This window comes from Streptomyces sp. NPDC060198 (assembly GCF_042728415.1).
Lineage (GTDB): Bacteria > Actinomycetota > Actinomycetes > Streptomycetales > Streptomycetaceae > Streptomyces.
In genome coordinates, this window is record NZ_JBHWZJ010000100.1 from 1 (window position 1) to 21,847 (window position 21,847).

The 21,847-nt window shown below is 71.0% G+C and carries 16 protein-coding genes; 5 read left to right on the forward strand and 11 right to left on the reverse strand.

The window, feature by feature from the left end:
- Nucleotides 1-216: 216 nt before the first annotated feature.
- The 5 genes from ACFWEP_RS15220 to ACFWEP_RS15240 form a co-directional block, all read right to left on the reverse strand.
- The gene (locus ACFWEP_RS15220) at nucleotides 217-1,407 is read right to left on the reverse strand and encodes a spore photoproduct lyase family protein (protein WP_387370280.1); all 1,191 of its coding nucleotides are present in this window, start codon (nucleotides 1,405-1,407) and stop codon (nucleotides 217-219) included.
- Between the two features lie 58 nt (nucleotides 1,408-1,465).
- Nucleotides 1,466-2,977, reverse strand: a complete 1,512-nt coding sequence (locus ACFWEP_RS15225) for a cryptochrome/photolyase family protein (RefSeq protein ID WP_387370283.1) — start codon at nucleotides 2,975-2,977, stop codon at nucleotides 1,466-1,468.
- 297 nt (nucleotides 2,978-3,274) lie between these two features.
- Entirely contained in the window at nucleotides 3,275-4,249 is a 975-nt protein-coding gene (locus ACFWEP_RS15230) for a helix-turn-helix domain-containing protein (RefSeq protein WP_387370286.1), read from the reverse strand.
- Nucleotides 4,246-4,944, reverse strand: coding sequence for a hypothetical protein (locus ACFWEP_RS15235; protein WP_387370288.1), 699 nt, complete (start codon nucleotides 4,942-4,944; stop codon nucleotides 4,246-4,248). The genes ACFWEP_RS15230 and ACFWEP_RS15235 overlap by 4 nt, the downstream gene beginning before the upstream one ends.
- A 65-nt stretch (nucleotides 4,945-5,009) precedes the next feature.
- Nucleotides 5,010-6,476, reverse strand: coding sequence for an MFS transporter (locus tag ACFWEP_RS15240; RefSeq protein ID WP_387370291.1), 1,467 nt, complete (start codon nucleotides 6,474-6,476; stop codon nucleotides 5,010-5,012).
- Nucleotides 6,477-7,200: 724 nt separating this feature from the next.
- Here ACFWEP_RS15240 and ACFWEP_RS15245 point away from each other — a divergent pair.
- The 3 genes from ACFWEP_RS15245 to ACFWEP_RS15255 all read left to right on the forward strand — a co-directional run bounded on the left by ACFWEP_RS15245 (nucleotide 7,201) and on the right by ACFWEP_RS15255 (nucleotide 11,024).
- A complete protein-coding gene (locus ACFWEP_RS15245) occupies nucleotides 7,201-8,613 on the forward strand; it encodes a family 2B encapsulin nanocompartment shell protein (RefSeq protein WP_387370294.1) in 1,413 nt (470 codons plus the stop codon).
- 110 nt (nucleotides 8,614-8,723) lie between these two features.
- Nucleotides 8,724-10,112 (forward strand): family 2 encapsulin nanocompartment cargo protein terpene cyclase, encoded by a 1,389-nt coding sequence (locus ACFWEP_RS15250; protein WP_387370297.1) that lies wholly within the window; start codon nucleotides 8,724-8,726, stop codon nucleotides 10,110-10,112.
- 15 nt (nucleotides 10,113-10,127) lie between these two features.
- Complete coding sequence (locus tag ACFWEP_RS15255; protein WP_387370301.1) at nucleotides 10,128-11,024, forward strand: geranyl diphosphate 2-C-methyltransferase; 897 nt, start codon at nucleotides 10,128-10,130, stop codon at nucleotides 11,022-11,024.
- Nucleotides 11,025-11,546: 522 nt separating this feature from the next.
- Here ACFWEP_RS15255 and ACFWEP_RS15260 read toward each other — a convergent pair.
- The 3 genes from ACFWEP_RS15260 to ACFWEP_RS15270 all read right to left on the reverse strand — a co-directional run bounded on the left by ACFWEP_RS15260 (nucleotide 11,547) and on the right by ACFWEP_RS15270 (nucleotide 15,580).
- A complete protein-coding gene (locus ACFWEP_RS15260; RefSeq protein ID WP_387370304.1) occupies nucleotides 11,547-12,296 on the reverse strand; it encodes a hypothetical protein in 750 nt (249 codons plus the stop codon).
- Nucleotides 12,297-12,767: 471 nt separating this feature from the next.
- A complete protein-coding gene (locus ACFWEP_RS15265; RefSeq protein WP_387370307.1) occupies nucleotides 12,768-13,652 on the reverse strand; it encodes a fructosamine kinase family protein in 885 nt (294 codons plus the stop codon).
- Between the two features lie 14 nt (nucleotides 13,653-13,666).
- Entirely contained in the window at nucleotides 13,667-15,580 is a 1,914-nt protein-coding gene (locus tag ACFWEP_RS15270; protein WP_387370310.1) for a TerD family protein, read from the reverse strand.
- Between the two features lie 275 nt (nucleotides 15,581-15,855).
- Here ACFWEP_RS15270 and ACFWEP_RS15275 point away from each other — a divergent pair, with 275 nt between their 5' ends.
- A complete protein-coding gene (locus ACFWEP_RS15275; protein ID WP_387370313.1) occupies nucleotides 15,856-16,602 on the forward strand; it encodes a hypothetical protein in 747 nt (248 codons plus the stop codon).
- Between the two features lie 40 nt (nucleotides 16,603-16,642).
- Here the strand turns inward: ACFWEP_RS15275 and ACFWEP_RS15280 are convergent, their stop codons facing one another.
- From ACFWEP_RS15280 to ACFWEP_RS15290, 3 genes are all read right to left on the reverse strand, one after another.
- Nucleotides 16,643-18,604, reverse strand: coding sequence for an acyl-CoA dehydrogenase (locus tag ACFWEP_RS15280; protein WP_387370315.1), 1,962 nt, complete (start codon nucleotides 18,602-18,604; stop codon nucleotides 16,643-16,645).
- A 116-nt stretch (nucleotides 18,605-18,720) separates the two neighbouring features.
- Complete coding sequence (locus tag ACFWEP_RS15285; protein WP_387370318.1) at nucleotides 18,721-19,989, reverse strand: hypothetical protein; 1,269 nt, start codon at nucleotides 19,987-19,989, stop codon at nucleotides 18,721-18,723.
- Between the two features lie 498 nt (nucleotides 19,990-20,487).
- Entirely contained in the window at nucleotides 20,488-20,658 is a 171-nt protein-coding gene (locus tag ACFWEP_RS15290; protein ID WP_387370321.1) for a hypothetical protein, read from the reverse strand.
- Between the two features lie 222 nt (nucleotides 20,659-20,880).
- On the opposite strand from ACFWEP_RS15290, the gene ACFWEP_RS15295 reads away from it, so the two are divergent.
- Entirely contained in the window at nucleotides 20,881-21,771 is an 891-nt protein-coding gene (locus ACFWEP_RS15295; protein ID WP_387370324.1) for an alkaline phosphatase family protein, read from the forward strand.
- Nucleotides 21,772-21,847 lie beyond the last annotated feature (76 nt).

A 21,847-nucleotide genomic window follows, 5' to 3' on the forward strand; every position in this document is an offset into this window, starting at 1 on the left:
GCGCCTGGTTGTGGGTCAGCATGATGATCTCGGCGGCCGCCTGCTCCTTCACCCGGGCGGGCAGCACGTCGTCGAGGTGGACGAACCTTCCCGCCGGACCGGTCCGGCGGGAAGGACCGGCCCGGTGTTCCGCCCGTGGGGGGACCCGCCCGTCCCACGGGCGCGTCCGTCCGAAATCGCTGAACGGCGCCGGTGGGCCCCGGTGGCTCGACGCCGTCAGAAGGCGTACCTGACCCGCATCCAGGGCGCGTGCTCCTCCAGCAGGTCCTGGATGCGGGTCAGGGACCGCCGCTTGATCTCCCGTTCGTAGCGGACGTTGAGTGCGCCGTTCTGCGAGCGCTTGGTCTCCTGGGCCTCGGGCTGCCAGAGCACGTCCTCGGCGCGTGGGTGCCAGCCGAGGTTGACCTCGTGGAGCGCCTGGTTGTGGGTCAGCATGATGATCTCGGCGGCCGCCTGCTCCTTCACCCGGGCGGGCAGCACGTCGTCGAGGTGGACGAACAGCTCGGCCCAGTCCCGTTGCCAGCCGGGGCGCAGTACGACGGGCGAGAGGTTGAAGTGGACCTCGTAGCCGGCGTCGAGGAAGTCGGCGGCGGCGGCGATGCGTTCGGCGACCGGGCTGGTACGGATGTCCAGGAGCCGCGCGTCGTCGGGCGGCATGACCGAGAAACGCACCCGGGTACGGCCCCGCGGGTCGAGTGCCAGCAGGTCGGGGTTGACGAACTTCGTGGCGAAGGAGGCCTTCGCCGTCGGCAGCGTACGGAACGCGACGATGAGGTCGGCGGTGTTGTCGCAGATCAGGGCGTCCACGGAACAGTCGCCGTTCTCGCCGATGTCGTAGACCCACGCGTGGGGATCGCACTGGTTGGGCTCCGTCTTGGGGCCCCGGGCGCGTACGTGGCGCCGGACGTGGGCCACGATCGCCTCGATGTTGGTGAACAGCGTGATGGGGTTGGCGAAGCCCTTGCGCCGGGGGACGTAGCAGTAGACGCAAGCCATCGCGCACCCGTTGGAGGCGCCGGGTGCGATCCAGTCGGCCGACCTTCCGTTGGGGCGGGTGACGAGGTGCTGTTTGACGCCGAGGACGAGCGTCTCCGTCTTGACGCGTACCCACCGGGCGATGTTGCCGTCGTTGCCGTGGAGGGAGGGGATGCGCCAGTGGGTGCCGACCTCCGTCACGGGCACCCCTGGCAACCGGGCCATGATCTGCCGGCCGCGCGGCGAGTCGAGCGCCGCCGGCTCGGCGTAGACCTCCCGCACGTCGAGCATCCTGCGTGCCCGGGGAGTGTCGCGGAACGGCTGGGGCACGGCGGACTCCCCTGCGGTGTCCGGCCATCCGAAGAGCGCCTGCTGCTCGGGCTCCGCCGGGGCGGGTTCTTCCGCAGCGGGCCGCCCGGACTGCTGGACCACGTACTGCTCCTTCTCGCGTGGGGGCGGCCGGCGGCCACCGGACGGGGGGGCCGCGCGCTCAGTACCGGCGGTGGCGCTCCTGCTCCAGCAGTTCGTCCAGATCGGTGAGCCGGTCCAGCCCCCGGACCACCTGGCCCATCCGCGCATTGTGCTCGAACCGGTCGCGGTGGCGGTGCAGCAGGTTCCAGTATCCGGCGGTGAAGGGGCAGGCGTCCTCGCCCACCCGCACGGACGGCTTGTAGCGGCAGGGGCCGCAGAGGTCGCTCATGCGGTCGATGTAGGCGCCTCCGGAGGTGTACGGCTTCGTGGTCATCCGGCCCCCGTCCGCGTACTGCGACATGCCCACCACGTTCGGGACCATGACCCAGTCGTAGCCGTCCACGAAGCTGCGGTGGAACCAGTCGGTGACGGCGCGCGGGTCCCAGCCCCGTTGCAGGGCGAGGCTGCCCAGGATCATCAGGCGCGGAATGTGGTGGGTCCAGCCGGTCTCCCTGACCTGGTCGAGGACGTGGCCGACACAGTTCGCGCCCGTCCCCCGCGAGGACAGCTCGGTGAACCACTCGGGCAGTCGCCCCCGGTGGCCGAGGGCGTTGCTCTCCCTGTACTCCGGGCCGAAGTACCAGTAGACGTGCCAGACGAACTCGCGCCATCCCGCGATCTGCCGTACGAAGCCCTCGGCGCTGTTGAGCGGAGCCTCGCCGGACCGCCACCGCACCTCCGCCCGTTCGACGCACTCCGCGGGGTCCAGCAGCCCGAGGTTGAGGGACGAGGAGAGCAGACTGTGGCTCATCGTCCTGTCCTCGGCGAGGACCGCGTCCTCGTACGCGCCGAACGTGGCGAGCCGGTGCTCGGCGAAGCGGCGGAGTGCCGCGAGGGCCTCGCGACGGGTGGCGGGAAATCTGCGCGGCGCGTCCTCGCCGACGAACCCGACGTCCCCGTCGCGCGCCCAGCGGTCGAGGTCCGCGCGCACCTCGGCGTCGATGTCGCTCTCCCGGGGCCGGTAGGGCGCGGGGACACCGAGCCCACTCGCGCCGCGCGGTGGCGGCTCCCGGTTGTCGTGGTCCAGGTTCCACCGGCCGCCGGCCGGCTCGTCGCCCTCCATCAGCAGATCGTGCGTCCGGCGGACCCAGCGGTAGAAATCCTCCTGACGGAGATGCTTCGTGCCGCGGCCGTCCGCCCATTTCCTGAACTCCTCGTGCGTCACGAGGAAACCGCGCGCCGGCAGGACACGCACGGAGGGCAGGGTGTCCACGAAGGCGCGGGCGGCGTGGGACGTGGGGTGGTGCACGGTCACCGGGCCGTCCCCCAAAGCCTCCCGCAGCCCCTCGCGGTAGGTGTCCGCCTTGACGTATCTCACCCGGTCCCCGAGTTCGGCGGCCCGGTGGCGCATCGCCGAAAGGATCAGATGGGCCTTGGCCCGGTGGAACCGTCTGCGGCGGAAGACGCTCCTGGCCTCGATCATCAGCAGCGGCGCGTCCCGGTGCGGCCCGCCGCCCGACGGATCGGTGAAGTGGGGCCCGAGCTGATCGCCGAACAGCCAGTGGGGGGTGGCGGACTCTTCATCGGTCATGCCGGGCGCTCCCTCGACGGTCCGTTCTGCCCTAAGGGTTCTCCCGCACTTCGTGGTGGATCGGTGCGCGGCGTCGGATGCGGTGCATCGCAAGGCGGAGGAGCATCCGCATACTGGATGCAGCGGGACGTTCCGACAACGCGGCGAGGTGCCGTAGCTTTCGTCGCGCACCCGCCAGGAATCGCGGGACAACCCTTAGTCTTCGTCCACCGATCAAAGCGCACGCCGGGACGGGCGGTGTCCCTCACACGCCGGGACACCGCCCGCAGACCGCAGTGCCGGTGCGCGGGCGGTCGCTCAGACGGGACGACGGGCCGGATCGGCGGGGTACAGGCGGTCGAGTGCCTCGCCGGTGGCCGCGTCCGCCGGCAGGAACGCCTCGACGGCCAGCTCCGCGACGGTCGCGTCGAGCGGCATGCCGAAGGTGGCGATGGTGCAGATCAGCGAGAGTTCGGCGCCCCGGTACCGCAACCGCAGCGGCAGGGTGAGGCCGGTGCTGTCGGCGCGGGCCGGGCGGCCCGGTTCGCCGGTCGCCGGGTAGCCCCGCAGCTCCCGCAGCAGTTCGGTCAGCCCTCGTTCCGCGGTCAGCTCGACCCGCCGTTCCAGGCGCAGCATCAACTGGTCGCGCCATTCGGGGAAGTTCAGGATGCGCGGCCGCATCCCCCCAGGGTGCAGCGCGAGCCGCAGCGCGTTGACGGGCGGGCGCAGCAGTTCGGGCGCAGCGTCCTCGGCGAAGAGCGCGAAGCCGCTGTTGCTGAGCACGATGTTCCAGTCGCGGTCCACGACGAGGGCGGGCAGCGGTTCGTGTCCGGTGACGATCTGCCGGAGCGCGTCGTGTACGGGGCGCACGACCGCCGCGTCCAACGGCGAGTCGGTGCGGACGGGGGCGTACCCGGCGGCCAGCAGAAGCTGGTTCCTCTCGGGCGGCGTCAGCTCCAGGTGCCGGCCCAGGCGAAGCACCATGTCGCGGCTGGGGCTCGACCGGCCGGTCTCCAGGAAGCTCAGGTGACGGGCGGAGATGTCGGCCCGGGTGGCCAGCGCGAGCTGGCTGTAGCCGCGCCGTTCCCGCCACCGGCGCACGAGCGCGCCCGCCGGACGGTGCGGCTGCCCTTCGTTCTGCGCCTCGGTCATCCCCTCACCCTGCATCAGAGCGGGGCGGGGAAACAACTGCGGTACGGACAGCGGGGGATGAAGGGGAGCGTCCGCGGCAGGACTGCGGGCCGTCCGGGTCCTGCCCGCGGTGCCCGGGCGGGCCGCGGGACCGACGGTCATCCCGCGTACCGTCCCGTCCGGGTGAAGCGGTGGTGCTCGCGGATCTGTCCCGTACCGTCGTGGAGCAGGAAGTCCACGCCCTCCGCTCTCTCGCCGGACCTCTCGTCGGTGCTGTCCTGGCGCCACCGGTAGCGGAGGGCGTCGTGCTGTGCGGAGGTACTTCCCGTCAGAAGCCGCGCACCACCGTCCACGAGTGCCGCGGCGATGGAGTGCGGGCCTTCGTGCACTCCGTCTCCGTCGACGAGGCGGGCGCCGGGCAGGTAGTGGCGGGCGGCGTCCGTCACCGCCAGGTAGCGCTCCACCTGCCCGTCGGGACCGTCCAGAGCTTCCGAGGGCTCGTTGAACTGGTAATCCGCGGCGATCCGGCCGTCACTGTCCAGGAGCACCACGTCGAAGCCGGCCGCGAGCACCTTGTCCTTCCGGTCCTCCGGCGTCATCACCCAGTCGAACGCCAGCGCGCCATGGTTACGCATCAATTCACCGCCGGACCGGAATCGCAGCCCCTGGCCTCCGACGAACCGGTCGTACGCCTCGGTGACGCGGGCCACCAGCTCCTCGGTGCCCCGAAAGCGCCGGGTCGGGGTGAGATGAAGGCCGTCGGGCCTCCACAGTGCCGCCACCGCGGCTCGCCGGACCGTCGCGTCGGGCTCGTTCCACAAGGCGATGTAGCGTTCCATGGTTGCGTTCGCGCTCACGTGCGATTCCCTTTCGGTCAGCCCCGGGGCAGCGGCCGACTGCTGATCCGGGAGGTCGGTGCGGATCACTCGGCGGCGGCGCTCGTACGGGGCAGAGCCTGGACCAGCAGGGCCAGGGCAGCGGCGACCGCCACCAGGAAGACGATTCCCTGGGTGAAGGCGTGCGGATAGGACGACGCCGTGCGGTTCTCACCGAGGGATCCGAAGAAGACGACGCCGATCACCGCCACGCCGATCGCGTTGCCGATCTGCAGGCCGGCGGTCAGCACGCCGGAGGCGGCCCCGGCATACTGCGGGCCGACTCGGGCCAGCACCGTGGAGGCCAGCGGGGCGACCGTCAGGCCCATGCCGGCGCCGTCGATCACCAGTCCCGGGACGAGCCACGCGGTGTTGCCGTCCATGCCGAGCCGGTCGGCGGTGAGGCCGATGACGACCAGACCGGCGAGCATGAGCAGGGCGCCGACGGCGAGCACCTGACGGCCGAGACGGGCGGCGTACTTCGAGGCGTTCATCGACGTGTGGAGGTACCCGGCGCCGATCGCGGCGAAGAGGAGGCCCGCCTGCAGGGCGGTCAGACCCCGGCCGTCCTGGAGGTACAGGGCGAGTACGAGAAAGAACGAGGCCTGGCCCGTCCAGAAGACCAGCTGACAGGCGAGACCGGCGGCGAAGGCACGGTCACCGAACGAGCCCATGTTCACCAGCGGAGATCCGCCGCGCGCGGCGACCGACCGCTCGACTCCGACGAACACGGCGAGCAGCACGGCGAACGCGCCGAAGGATACCCAGGTCCACACCGGCCAGCCCTGCTCCCTCCCTTCCACCAGCGGCAGCACGAGGGCGACCAGGGCGAGGGTGACGAGGGCGACACCCGCGAGGTCCAGCTTCGGCCGACCCTCCGCCCGGGCCTCGGGGACAACCTTCGGGGTCAGGCCGATGATGAGCGAGCAGAGTGGCACGTTGACCAGGAAGCAGGAGCGCCAGCCCCAGCCGGCGATGTCCGCCTCGATCAGCAGGCCGCCGATCAACTGGCCGAAAACGGCGGCCAGTCCCATGGCCAGACCGTAGCCGACGAACACCTTGTTCCGGGCAGCCCCGGTGAAGACGGTGCTCAGCAGTGCGAGAACCTGAGGAGCGAGCAGGGCCGCGGCCAACCCCTGGAGGACTCGGGAGAAAACGAGGAAGTCACCGGTCCGGGCGATGCCGCACAGGAGCGAGGCGACGGTGAACAGGGCCAGGCCCAGCAGGAACATCCTGCGCCGCCCGTAGAGGTCGCCGAGGCGCCCACCGGTGATCAGCCCGACGCCGTACGCGAGCCCGAACCCCGCGACCACCCATTCGACGGCGGCGGAGCTCGCTCCGATGTCGGTCCGGAGCGAGGGGATCGCAACGTTGACGATGAAGAAGTCGAGGGTGGTGACGAAGACGCCGGCCAGCACGACAGGCAGGACCAGCCGGTGCGGAGCGCCCGGACTCCCGGCCGGCAGGGCGGTCGGTGGGAGCGCCGGGGCGCCGCGGTCGGTTTCGGTGGTCATCGATCGAACTCCTGATCGCTCACGAAGAGGGTTCCCGTCGGCGTGGCGTCCGGGTGGACACGGGTGCCGAGCGGTTCGCACAGCGTGTCGGCGACTGGTACGGGCTGGCAATTACCCGACAGGTAAGGGACGTCGTCGGCACTCCGCCCGGCCGAAGGAGCGCCCGGGTGGTCAATTCCGGTGCGGTCGGACCTTTCACCAGGAGAGAGGGGACTCACGGGAGCGGCTGCGGACTGCCGCGCCGGGCGGGCGCTCTCCACACTGGGGCGTCGCCGGATTCGTGCACGGTCCGGGCATCCACCCCGGGAAGAGACACCGCACGGCGCCTCGGCCGGCGAGCGACGGCGGGTGGAACCCGGCCTCGTGCTGTCGAGCCGCCGCACGGGCCGCTACCCCATGGTCGTTCGACCCGGGCGCACTTGTTCGCCACCGTCCCCGGCAGCGCTTGCCCGCCTCGGCCCGCTCAACCGACTCCAGTCCGGGAAAAGGCAGTTCAGCAGCCGCCGGAGCGGCCGACATGCGTCTGCGACCGTACAAACATCAGGCGGCGCGTGATCATCGTATCGAGTTAATGTCAGCGGTTTTCCTTGGTCCCGGGGGCTGATCGGCCGTTAGTGTCCACAGCGTCTGGAGGGGTTTCCTTCCACATACCCCCTTTTCCTTCGCGTTGCCCGGTGACGTCCGTATGCCCGCGTCGCCGACCTGACCATGGAGAGCGTGCACCATGACTGTTGACTCGAGCCCGGACGAGCAACTGGCGCTGCCCCGGCAGTCCAGCCTGAGCACGGCGGCTGCCCGCAACCTCGCCAGCACGACCAAATCCGCCCCGCAGATGCAGGAGATCACCTCCCGCTGGCTGCTGCGCATGCTCCCCTGGGTGGAGACCCAGGGCGGTGCGTACCGGGTGAACCGTCGCCTGTCCTACACCGTCGGCGACGGGACCATCGAGTTCGTCCAGGAGGGCGCCGACGTCCGGGTGATCCCGCGTGAACTCGGTGAACTGGCTCTGCTGCGCGGCTTCGACGACGTCGAGGTGCTGACCGCGCTCGCCGGCCGGTGCGTGCAGCGCGATTTCCGCGCCGGTGAGACGCTGGTCGAGCGCGGAGCACCGGCGGACCGGATCCATCTGGTCGCCCACGGCCGCATCAACCAGACCAGTGTGGGCACTTACGGCGACGAGGTCGATCTGGACGTACTCGCCGACGGCGACCGGTTCGGCGAACACGCCCTGTTGGACGAGGACGCCCGGTGGGAGCAGACCGCCACCGCGGAGACCTCCGGCACCCTGCTCACCCTGTCGCGTTCCGACTTCGCGACCGTGCTGTCCCAGGCACCCGGACTCCGTGCGCACGTCGAGGAGTTCACGGCACTCTCGGGCCGGCAGCAGAACCATCGCGGTGAGGCGGAGATCGCGATGTCCGCCGGTCACGTCGGCGAGCACGAGCTTCCCGGCGCCTTCGTCGACTACGAGTTGAAGCCGCGCGAGTACGAACTCTCCGTCGCCCAGACCATTCTGCGGGTCCACACCAGGGTCGCCGACCTCTACAACGGCCCGATGAACCAGACCAAGGAGCAGCTCAGGCTCACCATCGAGGCGTTGCGGGAGCGCCAGGAGCACGAGCTGATCAACAACCGGGAGTTCGGGCTGCTCCACAATGCCGACTTCAAGCAGCGTCTCCAGCCGCACTCCGGCCCGCCGACCCCGGACGACCTGGACGAACTGCTCTGCCGGCGCCGAGGTTCGAAGTTCTTCCTGGCGCACCCCCGGACGATCGCGGCGATCGGGCGCGGGTTCAACGCGCGCGGGATCTATCCGGACCACGTCGACCTCGGCGGACAGCAGGTGCCGGCCTGGCGCGGGGTCCCGATCCTCCCCTGCAACAAGATCCCCGTGACGCCGGAGAAGACCAGCTCGATCCTCGTCATGCGTACCGGCGAGGCGAACCAGGGCGTCATCGGTCTGCACCAGACCGGCCTGCCGGACGAGTACGAGCCGGGCCTGTCGGTCCGCTTCATGGGCCTCGACGAGAAGGCGATCACGTCCTACCTCGTGAGCACCTACTACTCCGCCGCCATCCTCGTGCCGGACGCGGTAGGTGTGCTGGAGAACGTGCAGATCGCCCACTGGCCCAGGTAGCGGGCCTGCCCAGAAGGGGCGGCCCCGGGACGTCCCCCGAACGGCAGGGACGGCCGCGGGTCCCCCGGAGGGCTTTCGGACAGCCGCCCACCCCACCCGAGGAGCCATGGATGCCAGCGCCCGAGCTGCCTCCGCCACGGTCGAGCCTGCCAGAGGCCGCCGCCCACTTCGGGGCGCACGTGCTCGCGAGCGCCGCGGCCCGCGCCCCAGACGTCAAGGCCGCCACCGGCGGCACACCCGGCCCACTCTCCGTACCCGCCCCGCCCGCGGGGCACGTACCCGCCCCGCCCGCGGTCCCGGTGGCAGCGCCGCCGTCTCCCGCCGCCGCGGGGGAGGTGGCTCCGGTACCGGACGCCGGCCTGGAGCGCCTCCTGCGCGGCCCCAGCGGCCTGGGCACGGCGGGGCTCCGCCTGATCCTGCAAAAAGCGCCACCGGTACCGGCGGCGGCGCCACTGCCGGCACCACTGCTCTCGCCGGCGACACGGGCGGCGGGGGCCGGGGCGGTCGTGGACAGGGCGGAGGGTACGCCCGTCCCGGGGCTCTACTACCACCCGGTGGCCGAGCCCGATCCGGAGCGGGTCGAGGAGGTCAGCAGGCGTATCAAGGCCTGGGCCGTGGACGAGGTCAGCCTGTTCCCCGACGACTGGGAAAAGGAGTTCGACGGCTTCTCCGTCGGCCGCTACATGGTCGCCTGCCATCCGGACGCGCCCACCGTCGACCACCTCATGCTCGCCACCCGGCTGATGGTGGCCGAGAACGCGGTGGACGACTGCTACTGCGAGGACCACGGCGGCTCGCCCGACGGCCTCGGCGAACGTCTCCTGCTCGCGCACACCGCCTTGGACCCGCTCTACACGACCGAGGAGTACCAGCCGCGGTGGGCCGAGTCGCTCGGGGCCGACGCACCCCGGCGCGCCTACCACTCCGCCATGGAGTACTTCGTCCGGGCGGCCAGCCCCTCCCAGGCGGACCGGCTCCGGCACGACATGGCCCGGCTGCACCTGGGGTACCTCGCCGAAGCGGCCTGGGCGCAGCTGGACCGTGTGCCGGAGGTGTGGGAGTACCTGGCGATGCGCCAGTTCAACAACTTCCGTCCCTGCCCGACGATCACCGACACCGTGGGCGGCTACGAACTGCCCGCGGATCTGCACGCCCGAACCGCCATGCAGAAGGTCATCGCGCTCGCCGGGAACGCGACGACCATCGTGAACGACCTCTACTCCTACACCAAGGAACTGGACTCCCCCGGACACCACTTGAATTTGCCCGTGGTGATCGCCGAACGCGAGGGGCTCTCCGAGCGGGACGCCTATCTGAAGTCGGTCGAGGTGCACAACGACCTCATGCACGACTTCGAGGCCGAGGCCGCGGCCCTGACCGAGGCGTGCCCCTCCCCCCATGTGCAGCGCTTCCTGCGAGGCGTAGCCGCATGGGTCGACGGCAACCACTACTGGCACCGGACCAACACCTTCCGCTACCGACTGCCCGATTTCTGGTAAAGAACGGACCCACCTGTGACCCACACCGAACTCACCGCCGCCCCCGCCTCCCTGCGCATCCCCCGGCCGGCGACGACCAGCCCGGCCACGCCCTACCAGGGGGACATCGCCCGCTACTGGGACGGGGAGGCCAGGCCGGTGAACCTGCGCCTCGGCGACGTCGACGGCCTGTACCACCACCACTACGGCATCGGCGACGTGGACCACGCGGCACTCGGCGGTCCCGAGGACAGCGAGAGCGAGAAGAAGCTCGTCGCCGAACTCCACCGGCTGGAGTCGGCGCAGGCCGAGTACCTGCTGGGACACCTCGGCGACATCGGCCGGGACGACACCCTGGTGGACGCGGGCTGCGGCCGCGGTGGCTCGATGGTGATGGCGCACCAGCGCTTCGGCTGCACGGTCGAGGGTGTCACGCTCTCCGCCAAGCAGGCCGAATTCGCCAACGGCCGAGCCGCGGAGCTGGGTATCCAGGACCGCGTCCGCTCCCGCGTCTGCAACATGCTCGCCACCCCCTTCGAGACCGGGTCGGTCGCGGGCTCCTGGAACAACGAGTCGAGCATGTACGTCGACCTGGAGGACCTCTTCGCCGAGCACTCCCGCGTCCTCGAGGTCGGCGGTCGCTACGTGACCATCACCGGCTGCTGGAACCCGCGCTACGGTCAGCCCTCGAAGTGGGTCTCACAGATCAACGCGCACTTCGAGTGCAACATCCACTCGCGCCGCGAGTACCTGCGCGCCATGGCCGACAACCGCCTCGTGCCGACGGCCGTCGTCGATCTCACCCCCGACACGCTGCCCTACTGGGAGCTGCGGGCCACCTCCTCGCTGGTCACGGGGATCGAGGACGCGTTCATCAACTCGTACAAGGACGGTTCCTTCCAGTACCTGCTGATCGCGGCGGACCGCGTCTGACCGGTCCGGCCTCCGTTCCCATCGGTCGAGGGGGGCCCGCGCCCCGGAACGGGCCCCCCTCCCGTGACCACCCGACCCTGGAACCTGCCGGTGGGAGCCCCGGCCGGAGTCCGGCCCGCCCGGAAGGCGGAACGTGTCCGGGCCGAGCCGGTCGTTTCCGCACAGGGCGGTGGCGGCCGCACCACCGCCCGCCCCTTCGGCGAAGACGCCCTTCGAGCTACCACGAGGCCTGCTTCCGTGCTCGGCAGCTGTCGCACTCACCCGATCGGGACTCCCGTTTGACCAGCACCCCTCACGACACGTCGGTCAGAGTTCGTGAGTTCGAAGTCGCGGGCGGAGTTCGGCGAGAAGACCGGACCGTGGACGCGGCACTGTGCAGCCGTATTCGTCCGCGCCTCGCTCTTCGGCCTGAGAAGTCATCTCATTTGGCACGTCGGCAGGCTGTTGTTCGTGGTGGGGAGCGTTGAGCGGTGATGGTGTCCCGTGAAGTGGCGTAGCCGATCGTGGCGGGTGCCCTGCTGCTCAGGTGCGGTTTTCTTCGGCGAGCCGCACCAGGACATCCAGGTCCGGGACGTCGAGCGCCGGTATCCGCAGCCAGGCGAACGGGAATGCGTACGCGTCGCCGTCGACCTCGTACTCCATGCGGAGCATCGCACCCAGTTCCTCCTCGTCCTCGGAGAAGATGACGACGCTGTAGCGGCATGAGGTGATGGTGTGCCAGGGGATCTTCTTGCCGTCGTGGTGCAGCCCGTCCGCCGTGGCGGTCAGTGGGCCGAAAATCACCTGGCCGCCGGCCGCGAGTGTCGCCTTCGCCCTGGCGAGATGCAGTTCGGTCACGGGAGCGCCGACGCGCTGCATCAGCGGCGCGATGCTGGAGGGCGGCGAGGACGACAACCGGCCGGTGCGGAAGGCGGGCTCCGGCGTGACGACGGGCGGGTCGGCCAGCAGTGAGCCCACGACCGTGCCGTCGGTGAACTCCAGCACCAGTTCGTGCAGCCACTTCGTGATCATCGAACCGTCGGCCGCTTCGCCGTCCATGTCGTTGGCGTGCCACACGTGGGCGACCTCCGACCACTGGTAGGCGCGGCGCTCATCACCGTCGGTCAGCACCACGCCGTCATCGTGCACGGCGAGCGTCACCGCCCGCCGCCCGCCAGGTCCGTCGATATGCGCAGGCAGCGTCCCGCGCGCCGACTCGGCCGAGAACTCCGGCTCGCCCGTCACCGGCACGTCCTTCTTCGGCGGGGACTTCTTCCGCCACCGACCAGCCATGAGCTCTCCCCCGGCATCGGCATTCAACACCGGTGGTGTTCACCGGAGTTGGCCAACTTCGCCCCGGCGATCACACTATCCGGCGGACAGGATTCGGGGCCAGAGCAGCACAACAATGGCCTCAGCCCGAACGGACCAGGAAGACCGGACATCTCCCTGCATCGCGCCGTGCGTCGAACTGCCGGCTCGGGACGTCGGCACGGCAGACGTGGTTCCCTGGCCGCTGCTTCGAGGTGCTCGGTCGGCCTGGCGCCCGACGTGGTCACGAAGAAGATCGCCGCCAGCACTTCCCGGTCGCCGTGCCGACGCCGACCACCGACCTGCGGCCGCGACGGCGCGCCTCCGGCGGGCCGCGACGGCGCGCCTCCGGCACCACCCGCTGGAACAACTCCCGCCACTCGTCAGGCACCAGCCACTCAATGATCCCCACCACGGCTCACAGGCCACCGAGTCACCCAGGTGAGATGACTCCTAAGAGCCCGTGACCCGCCGAAACGGTGCGATGGTCTTCCGGATGGCCTCGGCCGCTCCCCAGCCGTCGTCGTCGTGGGCGATGACGCCCAGCAGCTCCCGGAGGTGGAAGAGGTCCATCCTCTCCCTCCAGCCCTCGTCGATCCCGGTGATCTCCTCGTACACGGCGAAGAACCGGTCCGAGGCGGGTGGGCGGGGGGAGCACCACAGCATGCTGAGGTCGACTTCCGGCCAGTTGTAGGAGACGGCGGGGTCGATGAGCACGGGTGTGCCGTCGGCGGTGGCGACGATGTTCTCCTGCCACAGATCGCCGTGAGTCAGGCACGGTGGCCGGTTCGGCACCAGTTCGGGCAGGGCTGCGCACAACCGCTCCAGGGCCTGCCGCTCGGAGGCGTCGAAAGCCGCCTCGACCAGGGGTTCCTCCAGCCAGCGCAGGATGCGCCGCTCCCCGAAGAACGTATGGCCGTCCGTGTCCCAGGTGTTGTCCTGGCGCAGCCTGCCCAGCCAGCCCGGACGGTGCCAGCCGAACCGCTCGGCGGTCGTGGTGGTGTGCAGGGCGGCGACCGTGTGGGCGAGCCGCTCCCAGAAACGTTCGTCGTCGCGGCGCGGCTGCATTTTCTCCAGCACGAGCAGGTGGGGCGAGGCGCACAGCACCTCCGGCGTGGCCACCCCGCCGGTCTCGCGAAGTTCCGTCAGGCCGACGGCCTCGACGGGGAAGACGTCCCGGTCCGGCCCGAGGAGGGTTTTCGCGAATACCTGGGAATCGTCCTCAAGCGTCACCAGTCCGGCGATGGCGACCGCTCCGCCGGTGGATCTGTCCACCTTCGTCGCCGCGTACCCCGCTCGGTGGAGACGCTCGACAAGTATCTTTTCGTGAGAATCCACGGCACAGCTCTCCTTCATTCGGCGACGTCGACGCCGTAGCCCCGGGCCAGATCCGCCAGACCGTGGTCGTATCCCTGTCCGACGGCCCGCAGCCGCCAGCCGTCGCCCCGGCGGTACATCTCGGCCAGGATCATGGTGCGTTCGGTGGTGGCGGCGTCGAGTGTGGCCCGCGCGGCCGGGGCAGCGCCGACTCCGCGTACGGCGGTGATCTCGATGGCCCCGACCTCGGAGAACGTCGCGTCACCGTCGATCGCGGCAGCGACGACGACTCGGTGGATCTCCAGGGGCAGACGCTCCAGTTCGACGGAGACGGCCTGCCCCGTCGGACCGTCCGCGGCGAGCCTCACCGTCCCGTCCGGGTGCTCAGGTGCGCCATGGAAGACGAAGTCCTCGTCCCCGGGCACCTTTTCGTCGGCATCAAGGGCGAACGCGACCACGTCGACGTCACACGCGGTGTGCTGGGCCCAGGCCGCGGCCACCGTCCAGGCCGTACCGGTCTCCGACAGGTCGATGACAGCGCCTCGGACCATGACCTCCGCACCGTCCTGCGGGTTCCCGGCCGAGCTCCGGGGAGGAGCGGCGGGCTCGGTGGCCCCTGCCGACGAGGCAGGCTCTTCGGGCTCGGCGTTCCCGGCGGGCTCCGGGGCGAGGAGCCAGTCGGCGTCGTGCACCCGCAGGCCGAGGGAGGTGACGCGGCTCCGCCGCGTGTCGGCCTCGCCGCCGGGAAGCACCACGACATCGGTCACACCGGCCGACAGGTTCACCGCCACGGAGGCACCCCGCGCGACAGCCCGAACGCGCACTTCGGCGGCCTCGCCGTGGGTGCCACCCAGAACCAGGACCCGGCGCCCGGCCAGGGGCCCCCTTTCCTTGCCCCTCGGTGTGGAGGCCGGGGTCACCGCCGAAGCGGGGACCCGCGGTTGCGGAACGCTCACGGCCGGGGCGGCGCTCGGGGCGGGCGTCGTCGTCCCGCTCACCGGGCCCCTGCCCGCGCGGGGCTGACGAGCGGCACCCTTGGCCTGACCGGGCCGTACGTCCTCCAGCAGTCGCAGGTAGGTCAACTCGTCCACGAGGAGGACGCCCTCGTCGGCGGCGCGGCGCAGTTTCCCGGACGCGGTGGCGGGGTCGTTGGTCACGAGAGCGCTGGTCTGACCGCTGACCGAGGTCATCATGTTCAGTCCGGCCTCGACCGAACGGGCGACGAGTTCCTCCCGGGACACGTGGGTGTCTCCGGTGATGCTGACCTTCATGCCCTGGACCAGTGGCATTCCGCGCTCCAGGCGGCCCGGATTCCGGTAGGCACAAGGCACCTTGGGGATGCGGGGCCTGAACTCCTCGCGCGGCGGGCAGTCCAGGAACGGCAGGGAGAGCCCGAGCCGTTCGGCGGCGCCGAGCGAACCGCGCAGGATCCCGGAGAGGACGCGTACGTCGTCCTGTGCGTCGTGCGCGCGCTCCTGACGCACCCCGTAGTGCGCGGCGAGTGTGCCCAGCTTGAGATCGGCCGTCGGGGGACCGACCAGGCGGTTGAGGGCCAGCGTGCAGAGTCGTCTGCGGACGGGGAGCACGAGACCGGCGCGGGCGAACTCGTGGGACAGGAAGTTGTAGTCGAAGTGCGCGTTGTGGGCGACGAACACGCGGCCGTCGAGGTACTCGCCCACCTTCGGCGCCACTTGGCCGAAGGTGGGCGCGCCCGCGAGACGCTCGGAGGTGAGGCCGTGGACGTGTACCGGGCCGGGGTCGCAGCCCGGATCGAGGAGGGTGTGGTACTCCCCCGTCCGCCGGCCGTGCACGTCCAGCGTGAGGACCGCCAGGGACAGCACACGGTCCTGGCCGGGCCTCAGCCCGGACGTCTCCACGTCGACCAGCGCCCACTCGTCGAAGTGGCCGGGCGTCGCGGACGGCTTCGGACTCGACGACAACAGGGCCATACGAGGCTCCCCTCCCCCGGGTGCGGCGGCAGGCGGTACCCCGTCGGCCGCGGTGATCCATCGAACTGAGGGGATTTTCGCATGTACGCACCACGGTTCCCGACAGGGCGGCGTCCGGCCCGTTCCGGGGGCGGCGAGCCGCCCTGCCCGTGCCCGACACCTGCCGCTCTCCGCCCTCCCCGTCCGCCGGACCGCCACAACAGTTGACGGACCTCACGGCTCCCCGCTATTGGTGTCGTTGACCGCGCGGGCATGTCGCGGCGGAGGGGGAACCTGTGAGTACGTGGTGGTGGGTGCCGGCGCCGCCGGTTCTGCTCGGCTGCTGGGCCGCCTGGCGGCTCGTCCGGTACCCAGGCAGGTGGGCCCACGCGTTCCACGAGGCATACGGCAAGGAGCGGAAGGCGCTGGAGCAAGCCCGCGGCTCGGTAAGGAAGTTGAGGAGCGCCGCGCGACGCGAGACGAGGCGGGCGTGGTTCGGCGTGAAGCGGGCGGAGTCCGCCCACCGGCGCAGGGTCCGCCGAGTCGAGTCCGATCTGGAGCAGTTGCGCACGCCGGTCCGTGGTGCTCAAATCGACCAGCTGGGTGCGATCTCGCTGTACGAGCACATGGTCCTCGTCGCAGAGGACGAACTTCCGCTGGCGGGCCTGCACGTCCGGTTCGAACTCGCACGCACCGAGCACGTGTCGTACGTCTACCTCACCCGGCCCGAGGGGCAGACGCACATGGAACGGTACGAGGGCGAAGAGTTCCCCGAGGAGAACGTGCGCAGGTTCAGCGTGCGGATCAGTAACGCCGCTGCCGCGGCGCACCGGACACGCGAGACGCGCGAAAAGGACATCGCCGCGCTCGAAACCGCCCTCGGCGAGGCCCGCGGGGCGACCGGTCCGGTGGAGGAGGCGCAGCAGCGGCTGGAGGAGACGCGCGCCCGCCACAGCTCCGACCCCAGGCTCCCGCGCGCTCGTGCGGCCCTCGACGACGCCCGCACGGATTGGCGGAACCTCACCGGCCGCCGCCCCTGGTGACCGCCGCCGGAGGAGCGCACCGGCCGGCCGCCGGCCCGGCTCAGCCCACCAGGTCCGGCGCGCGCAGCATCTCGGGCGGGATTCCCCAGGCGTCGACGAGGTCGACGGCGAGGGGGCGGATCCTGCGGCAGAGTTCGTTGACCTCGCGGGTGATCGCCTTGGAGCGCTGGACGGTCAGCCGGCCGTGTTCCATGAACCAGGCCCGGTCCGACTCGATGGCCGACAGCGCGGACAGGTCGCGGAGCAGGCTCAGCGCGGCCTTGTTGCCGCTCTCGGGCAGCGTACGCACCTTGTCGGTGAAGGCCTCCAGCACCAGCCGTTCGACATGGGCGCGGGCGACCCCGATCACATGGTCCTGCACCTCGGAGAAGACGACCCCGGGGTCGCGCTTCTGGTCGATGCCGCGCTTGAGCCGGCGCGCCGCACCGGCGAGCATGTGCTCCTCCCGGTAGCGGAGCATGGCGAGCTGGTACTCCGGATCGAGGAGGCCCGCTTCCTGGTCCCATTCGTCGCCACCGGGCAGCAGGTCGCGTACCCGTTCGAGGAGTTTGTGGGCCGACGTCTTCTCCAGGACCGTCTCGACGGCGAGGCCGGTCACGTGGCGGACCATGCCGAGCTGGTCCAGGTCCTCGAACTCGCTCGCGTAGTGGGTGAGCAGGCCCTTGGCCACGAGCTGGAGGAGGACGTGGTTGTCGCCCTCGAAGGTGGTGAAGACGTCGCTGTCGCTCTTCAGAGCGGCGAAGCGGTTGACGGTGAGGTACCCGGCGCCGCCGCACGCCTCGCGGCACTCCTGGATGACCCGGGTGGCGTGCCAGGTGCCGAGGGCCTTGGTACCGGCGGCGCGCGATTCGAGCCGGCGCCGCGCGTGCGGGTCGTCCCCGGCGGCGGAGAATGCCTCGTGGAGTTGTGTGCGCACGACGTCCTGCGCGAAGTGCAGGGCGTACGTACGTGCGAGGAGCGGCAGCAGCCGACGCTGGTGGAGGCCGTAGTCGAGGAGGAGTTGCTCCTCGGCCTCCGGGGCCGCCTGGAACTGCCGCCGCCGTACCGCGTACTTCGTGGCGACCGTGAGGGCTACCTTCGCGGCGTTGATGCCCGCGCCACCGACGCAGACCCGGCCCTGCACCAGCGTCCCGAGCATGGTGAAGAAGCGCCGGTCGGGGTTGTCGATCGCGCTCTCGTAGACGCCGTCGGCGGTGACGTCGGCGAAGCGGTTGAGCAGCGCCTCGCGCGGCACGCGTACCCCGTCGAACCGGATGCGGCCGTTGTCCACGCCGTTGAGACCCATCTTGCGGCCGTCGTCCTCGATCCGGACTCCGGGCACCACCTCGCCACCGGAACGGATCGGCACGAGGAACGCGTGTACGCCCTCGCGCTTCTGGCCGACTTCCAACTGGGCGAAGACGAGAGCGAGTTCGGCATGCCGGGCCGCGTTGCCGATGTAGTCCTTGCGTGCCCGGTCACCCTCGGTGGTGATGACGAACTCCTGGGCGGCGGGGTCGTACCTCGCCATGGTGCCGAGCGCCTGGACGTTGGATCCGTGCCCGCTCTCGGTCATCGCGAAGCATCCCATCAGCCGCCCGCTGACGAGGTCGGCCAGATGGGCTTCGTGGTGGCGTCGGGTGCCCAGTTGCAGGATCGCGCCTCCGAAGAGACCGAACTGCACGCCGACCTTCACCAGCACCGAGAGGTCGCCGAAGGCGAGCGTCTCGAACGCGGCGATGGAGGCTCCGATGTCGCCGCCCCCGCCGTACTCGTCGGGGAAGCCCATGCCGGTCTGGCCGGTCGCGGCCAACTCGACCACGATCTCGCGCACCCGCTCGCGGAACGCGTCGATACCGAGCTCGTCGGCCTCGTCGAGGACGGCGGCGTGGGCCACCAGGTTGGTCCGGACGAGATCGCGGATCTCGGCGTACTCGCCGTCGAGCAGCCCGGTCAGCGCCCGGACGTCGACCTCGGGCCGCACGTGACCGGTGCCGGGGGTGGTTGCATTATCGGTGGTCATGGCATCTCGCTACCCCGGCTTCGGACGATCAAGCGGTCGGCGCTCCCGGTGTCCCGGGGCGCCCCAGGACGGGCTCCGTACCGGGCGAGTCGACGCGGGCGGCACCTCACACCGGGTCAGCCGACGGCGATCAGGTCACCCGCCGCGGCCCGGACCGCCGTGTACGCCTGTTCCAGCACCTCGGGCGAGGTGGTCGCCCGGGGCACGTCGTCGGGGGTGTGGAACTGGCGGAAGTTCCCGGCGAGGGAGAGCAGCGGGACCGCGGGGCCGAGGAGCTTGTTCCAGACCGCGCCCTCACCGGGGAAAGCGGCGAGCGGGCCGAACCGTGCGGTGGCGAGATCGGCCGCGAGGCCGGGAACCGTGTCGAGACGGGGGTTGGCGGCCGCGCCCCGGGGCGTGAGCGCGAGGCGACCGTCGGGGCCGGGAGCGGCAGCCGCGAGGGCGGAGCCCAGGTGGAAGACCGCGCGGGGCCGGAGGTCGAACCCGCCTGCCAGGTAGGCGCGCACACCGTAGTTGCTCAGCTCGTGGCCGGTGTTGCCGAGGAAGAAGACCGGGTGCTCGCGCGAGAGGTCGACGGCGAGCGCCAGAGCCAGCGCGAGGCCGGTCGCGCGCTCGGCCGCGCAGGTGAACCATCCGCTGAGGGGGGTGGTGACGACGATCGGGTCGGCGACCGGCCTCCGGGTGCCGAGCCAGCCGGTCAGGCAGTACGCACGCCCCTCGACGGTCCGGGCCCGGAAGTCGACGTCGGCGCCGTACCGCTGGATCCGGTCGGCGAACCGTCCGGGGACGAGGAGCGTCGGGACGCCCGTCTTCGGGGCGTCGGGGTCGCTGTTGTAGGCCACAAGACCGTCGTACGCCGGGTAGTTGGCCGTGGTGCTGGTGGTGGGCAGGACCGCCACCGAGGCTCCGGCCGCGGCCGCGTCGGCCACCGCGGCGAGCACGGCGGGGTCGTTGCCGTCCTTGCTGGTGGTCACGGGCCGTACGAAGTCGGCGCGGCCCTTCCGCCGACCGACGCCCTCGTAATACAGCGGAACGGTGGGAACGCTGACGCCTCCGGCCCGGACCTGTGCCTTCCACGCGTAGTGCGGATAGTCGTAGTACCAGCGGGCGGTGGTCGCGCCCAGCTCCCGCAACCGTCCCTCCAGCCAACGGAGGGCGGCGGCCTCGTCGCTGCTTCCGGTGCGGTGCTGCCACCTGCTGTACCCCTCGACCAGGGAGTAGAGCGAGGCCCCCGACCCGAGGGCGCGGTGGCCGGCCCCGGCCGCCGGGTGGGAGGACTCGGCGTGCGCGGGAGCGGCGCCGAAAGCCGCGAGACCAGCCGCGGCGGCTCCGGCGGTGAGCACGGCGCGACGCGACGGGCCGCCCTGGAAGTTCGGTCGGTTCATGGGTGTTTCCGCTCCGGAGAAGGACGTGTGGTCGCGCCCCGTCCCGGACGGAGGGGCGGGGACGGGAGAAGGACTGCTCGGTACACGGGAGATCGCGCACGGACAACGCCCCGGGGCCGTTTCGCGGGGCCGCGCTGTGGCCCGACGGACCTCTCACCGCCGCACCCGGCGGAAGACGCCCACGCCTTCCGCGGGGCGCGCCCGAATCAGGTCACTGTGCCCCGCCACAACGGCCCGCACGGCACACGCACAAGGACCGGGACGGGACGAGTGACGGGAGGCGGCCGGGGTGCGCGATCAGCATGTCCGCCATTCGATCACGCGAGTGACACGCGTTCCACGGAACGGAGACACGTGAAACGTGAATGACATGCTGCCGACGCGATCGCCCTTCGGCCGGCCCGCCCGAAGGCAGCCCACCGGGCGCACCGGGTGGAGAGAAGGCGCCGGCCGATACGGGCCGGTACCGGGTCCGAGTCTCCGGGGACGGCGCGGCGGTCAGCAGAACCAGCCGTTCTGGACCCAGTAGTCGGCGTAGAAGCCGGCGCTGTCGCAGACGATGACGGCGTGGTCCGGAACCGTCGGCCCGGCCTGCGCCGATCCGGCGGCGATCAGGGCGAGGGCGGCGGCCAGGGGCAGCACCAGACCCTGCAATCGCGTCGAGGCCACGACCATCATGATGGGCCGCCGCCGCCTTCCTGTAGAGAGGCCCCGCGCCTCGGACGGGACGCGCCCGTCGTCCACGCCCCCAAACCGGGCACACCGGAACGCACAGTTCACCCGCTCTTCATGATTCCACCGGCAGGGAGCGCACCAGATGCTTCTTGGCGTGAGCATGCTCTGGCCTGCACCGCCCCCGTACCACTCCCGACTTCCCCACCGGAGGCCCCCGTGCTCGGCAGATCCGTGTTCCGCCGCAGTCGCACCGCCCTCACCTGTGCCTTTGCCCTCACCGCCCTGGCCGCCGTCGGCCTGTGGACCGGCATCGGCGGCTCGTCGCCGGCGCAGGCCGCGGCCAGTGTGCCCACCCCCGACCACGTGATCGTCGTGGTCTTCGAGAACCACGGCTACAGCCAGGTCATCGGCTCGTCGAGCGCCCCGTACATCAACTCGCTGAAGACCGGCGGTGCCAACCTCACCGCCTCCTACGCCGAGACGCACCCCAGCCAGCCCAACTACTTCGCCCTGTTCTCCGGAGCCACCCAGGGCATCACGGACGACAGCTGCTACACCCCCGGCTTCTCCAGCCAGCCCAACCTCGCGTCCGAGCTGATCGCGGCGGGCAAGAGCTGGGCGAGCTACAACGAGACGCTGCCCAGCCAGGGTTCGACCACGTGCAGCAGCGGCAACTACGCCCGCAAGCACAACCCCTGGTTCGGCTTCAGCAACGTCCCCACCTCGTCCGCCTACACCTTCCAGCAGTTCCCCACCGACTACACGAAGCTGCCGCAGGTCTCTTTCGTCGTCCCGAACCTGTGCAGCGACATGCACGACTGCTCGGTGTCCAGCGGCGACACCTGGCTGAAGAACAACCTCGGCGCCTACGCGACCTGGGCCAAAACCCACAACAGCCTGCTCGTCGTCACCTTCGACGAGGACAACCGGCTCAGCGGCAACCGCATCCCGACGGTCCTCTACGGGCAGCGGGTGACCGCGGGCGCCACCTCCGCCACCACTTACAACCACTACGACCTCCTGCGCACGCTGGAGGACATGCACGGCCTCGGGCACGCGGGGAACGCCGCGACCGCCAAGGACATCACCGGAGTCTGGACGTCCTGACATGTATGTAGCGGACAGCCGCGCCACTCCTGCGGGGTCCGCCGAACGCGCCGCCGGGCCGGGCACACGGCCGGCC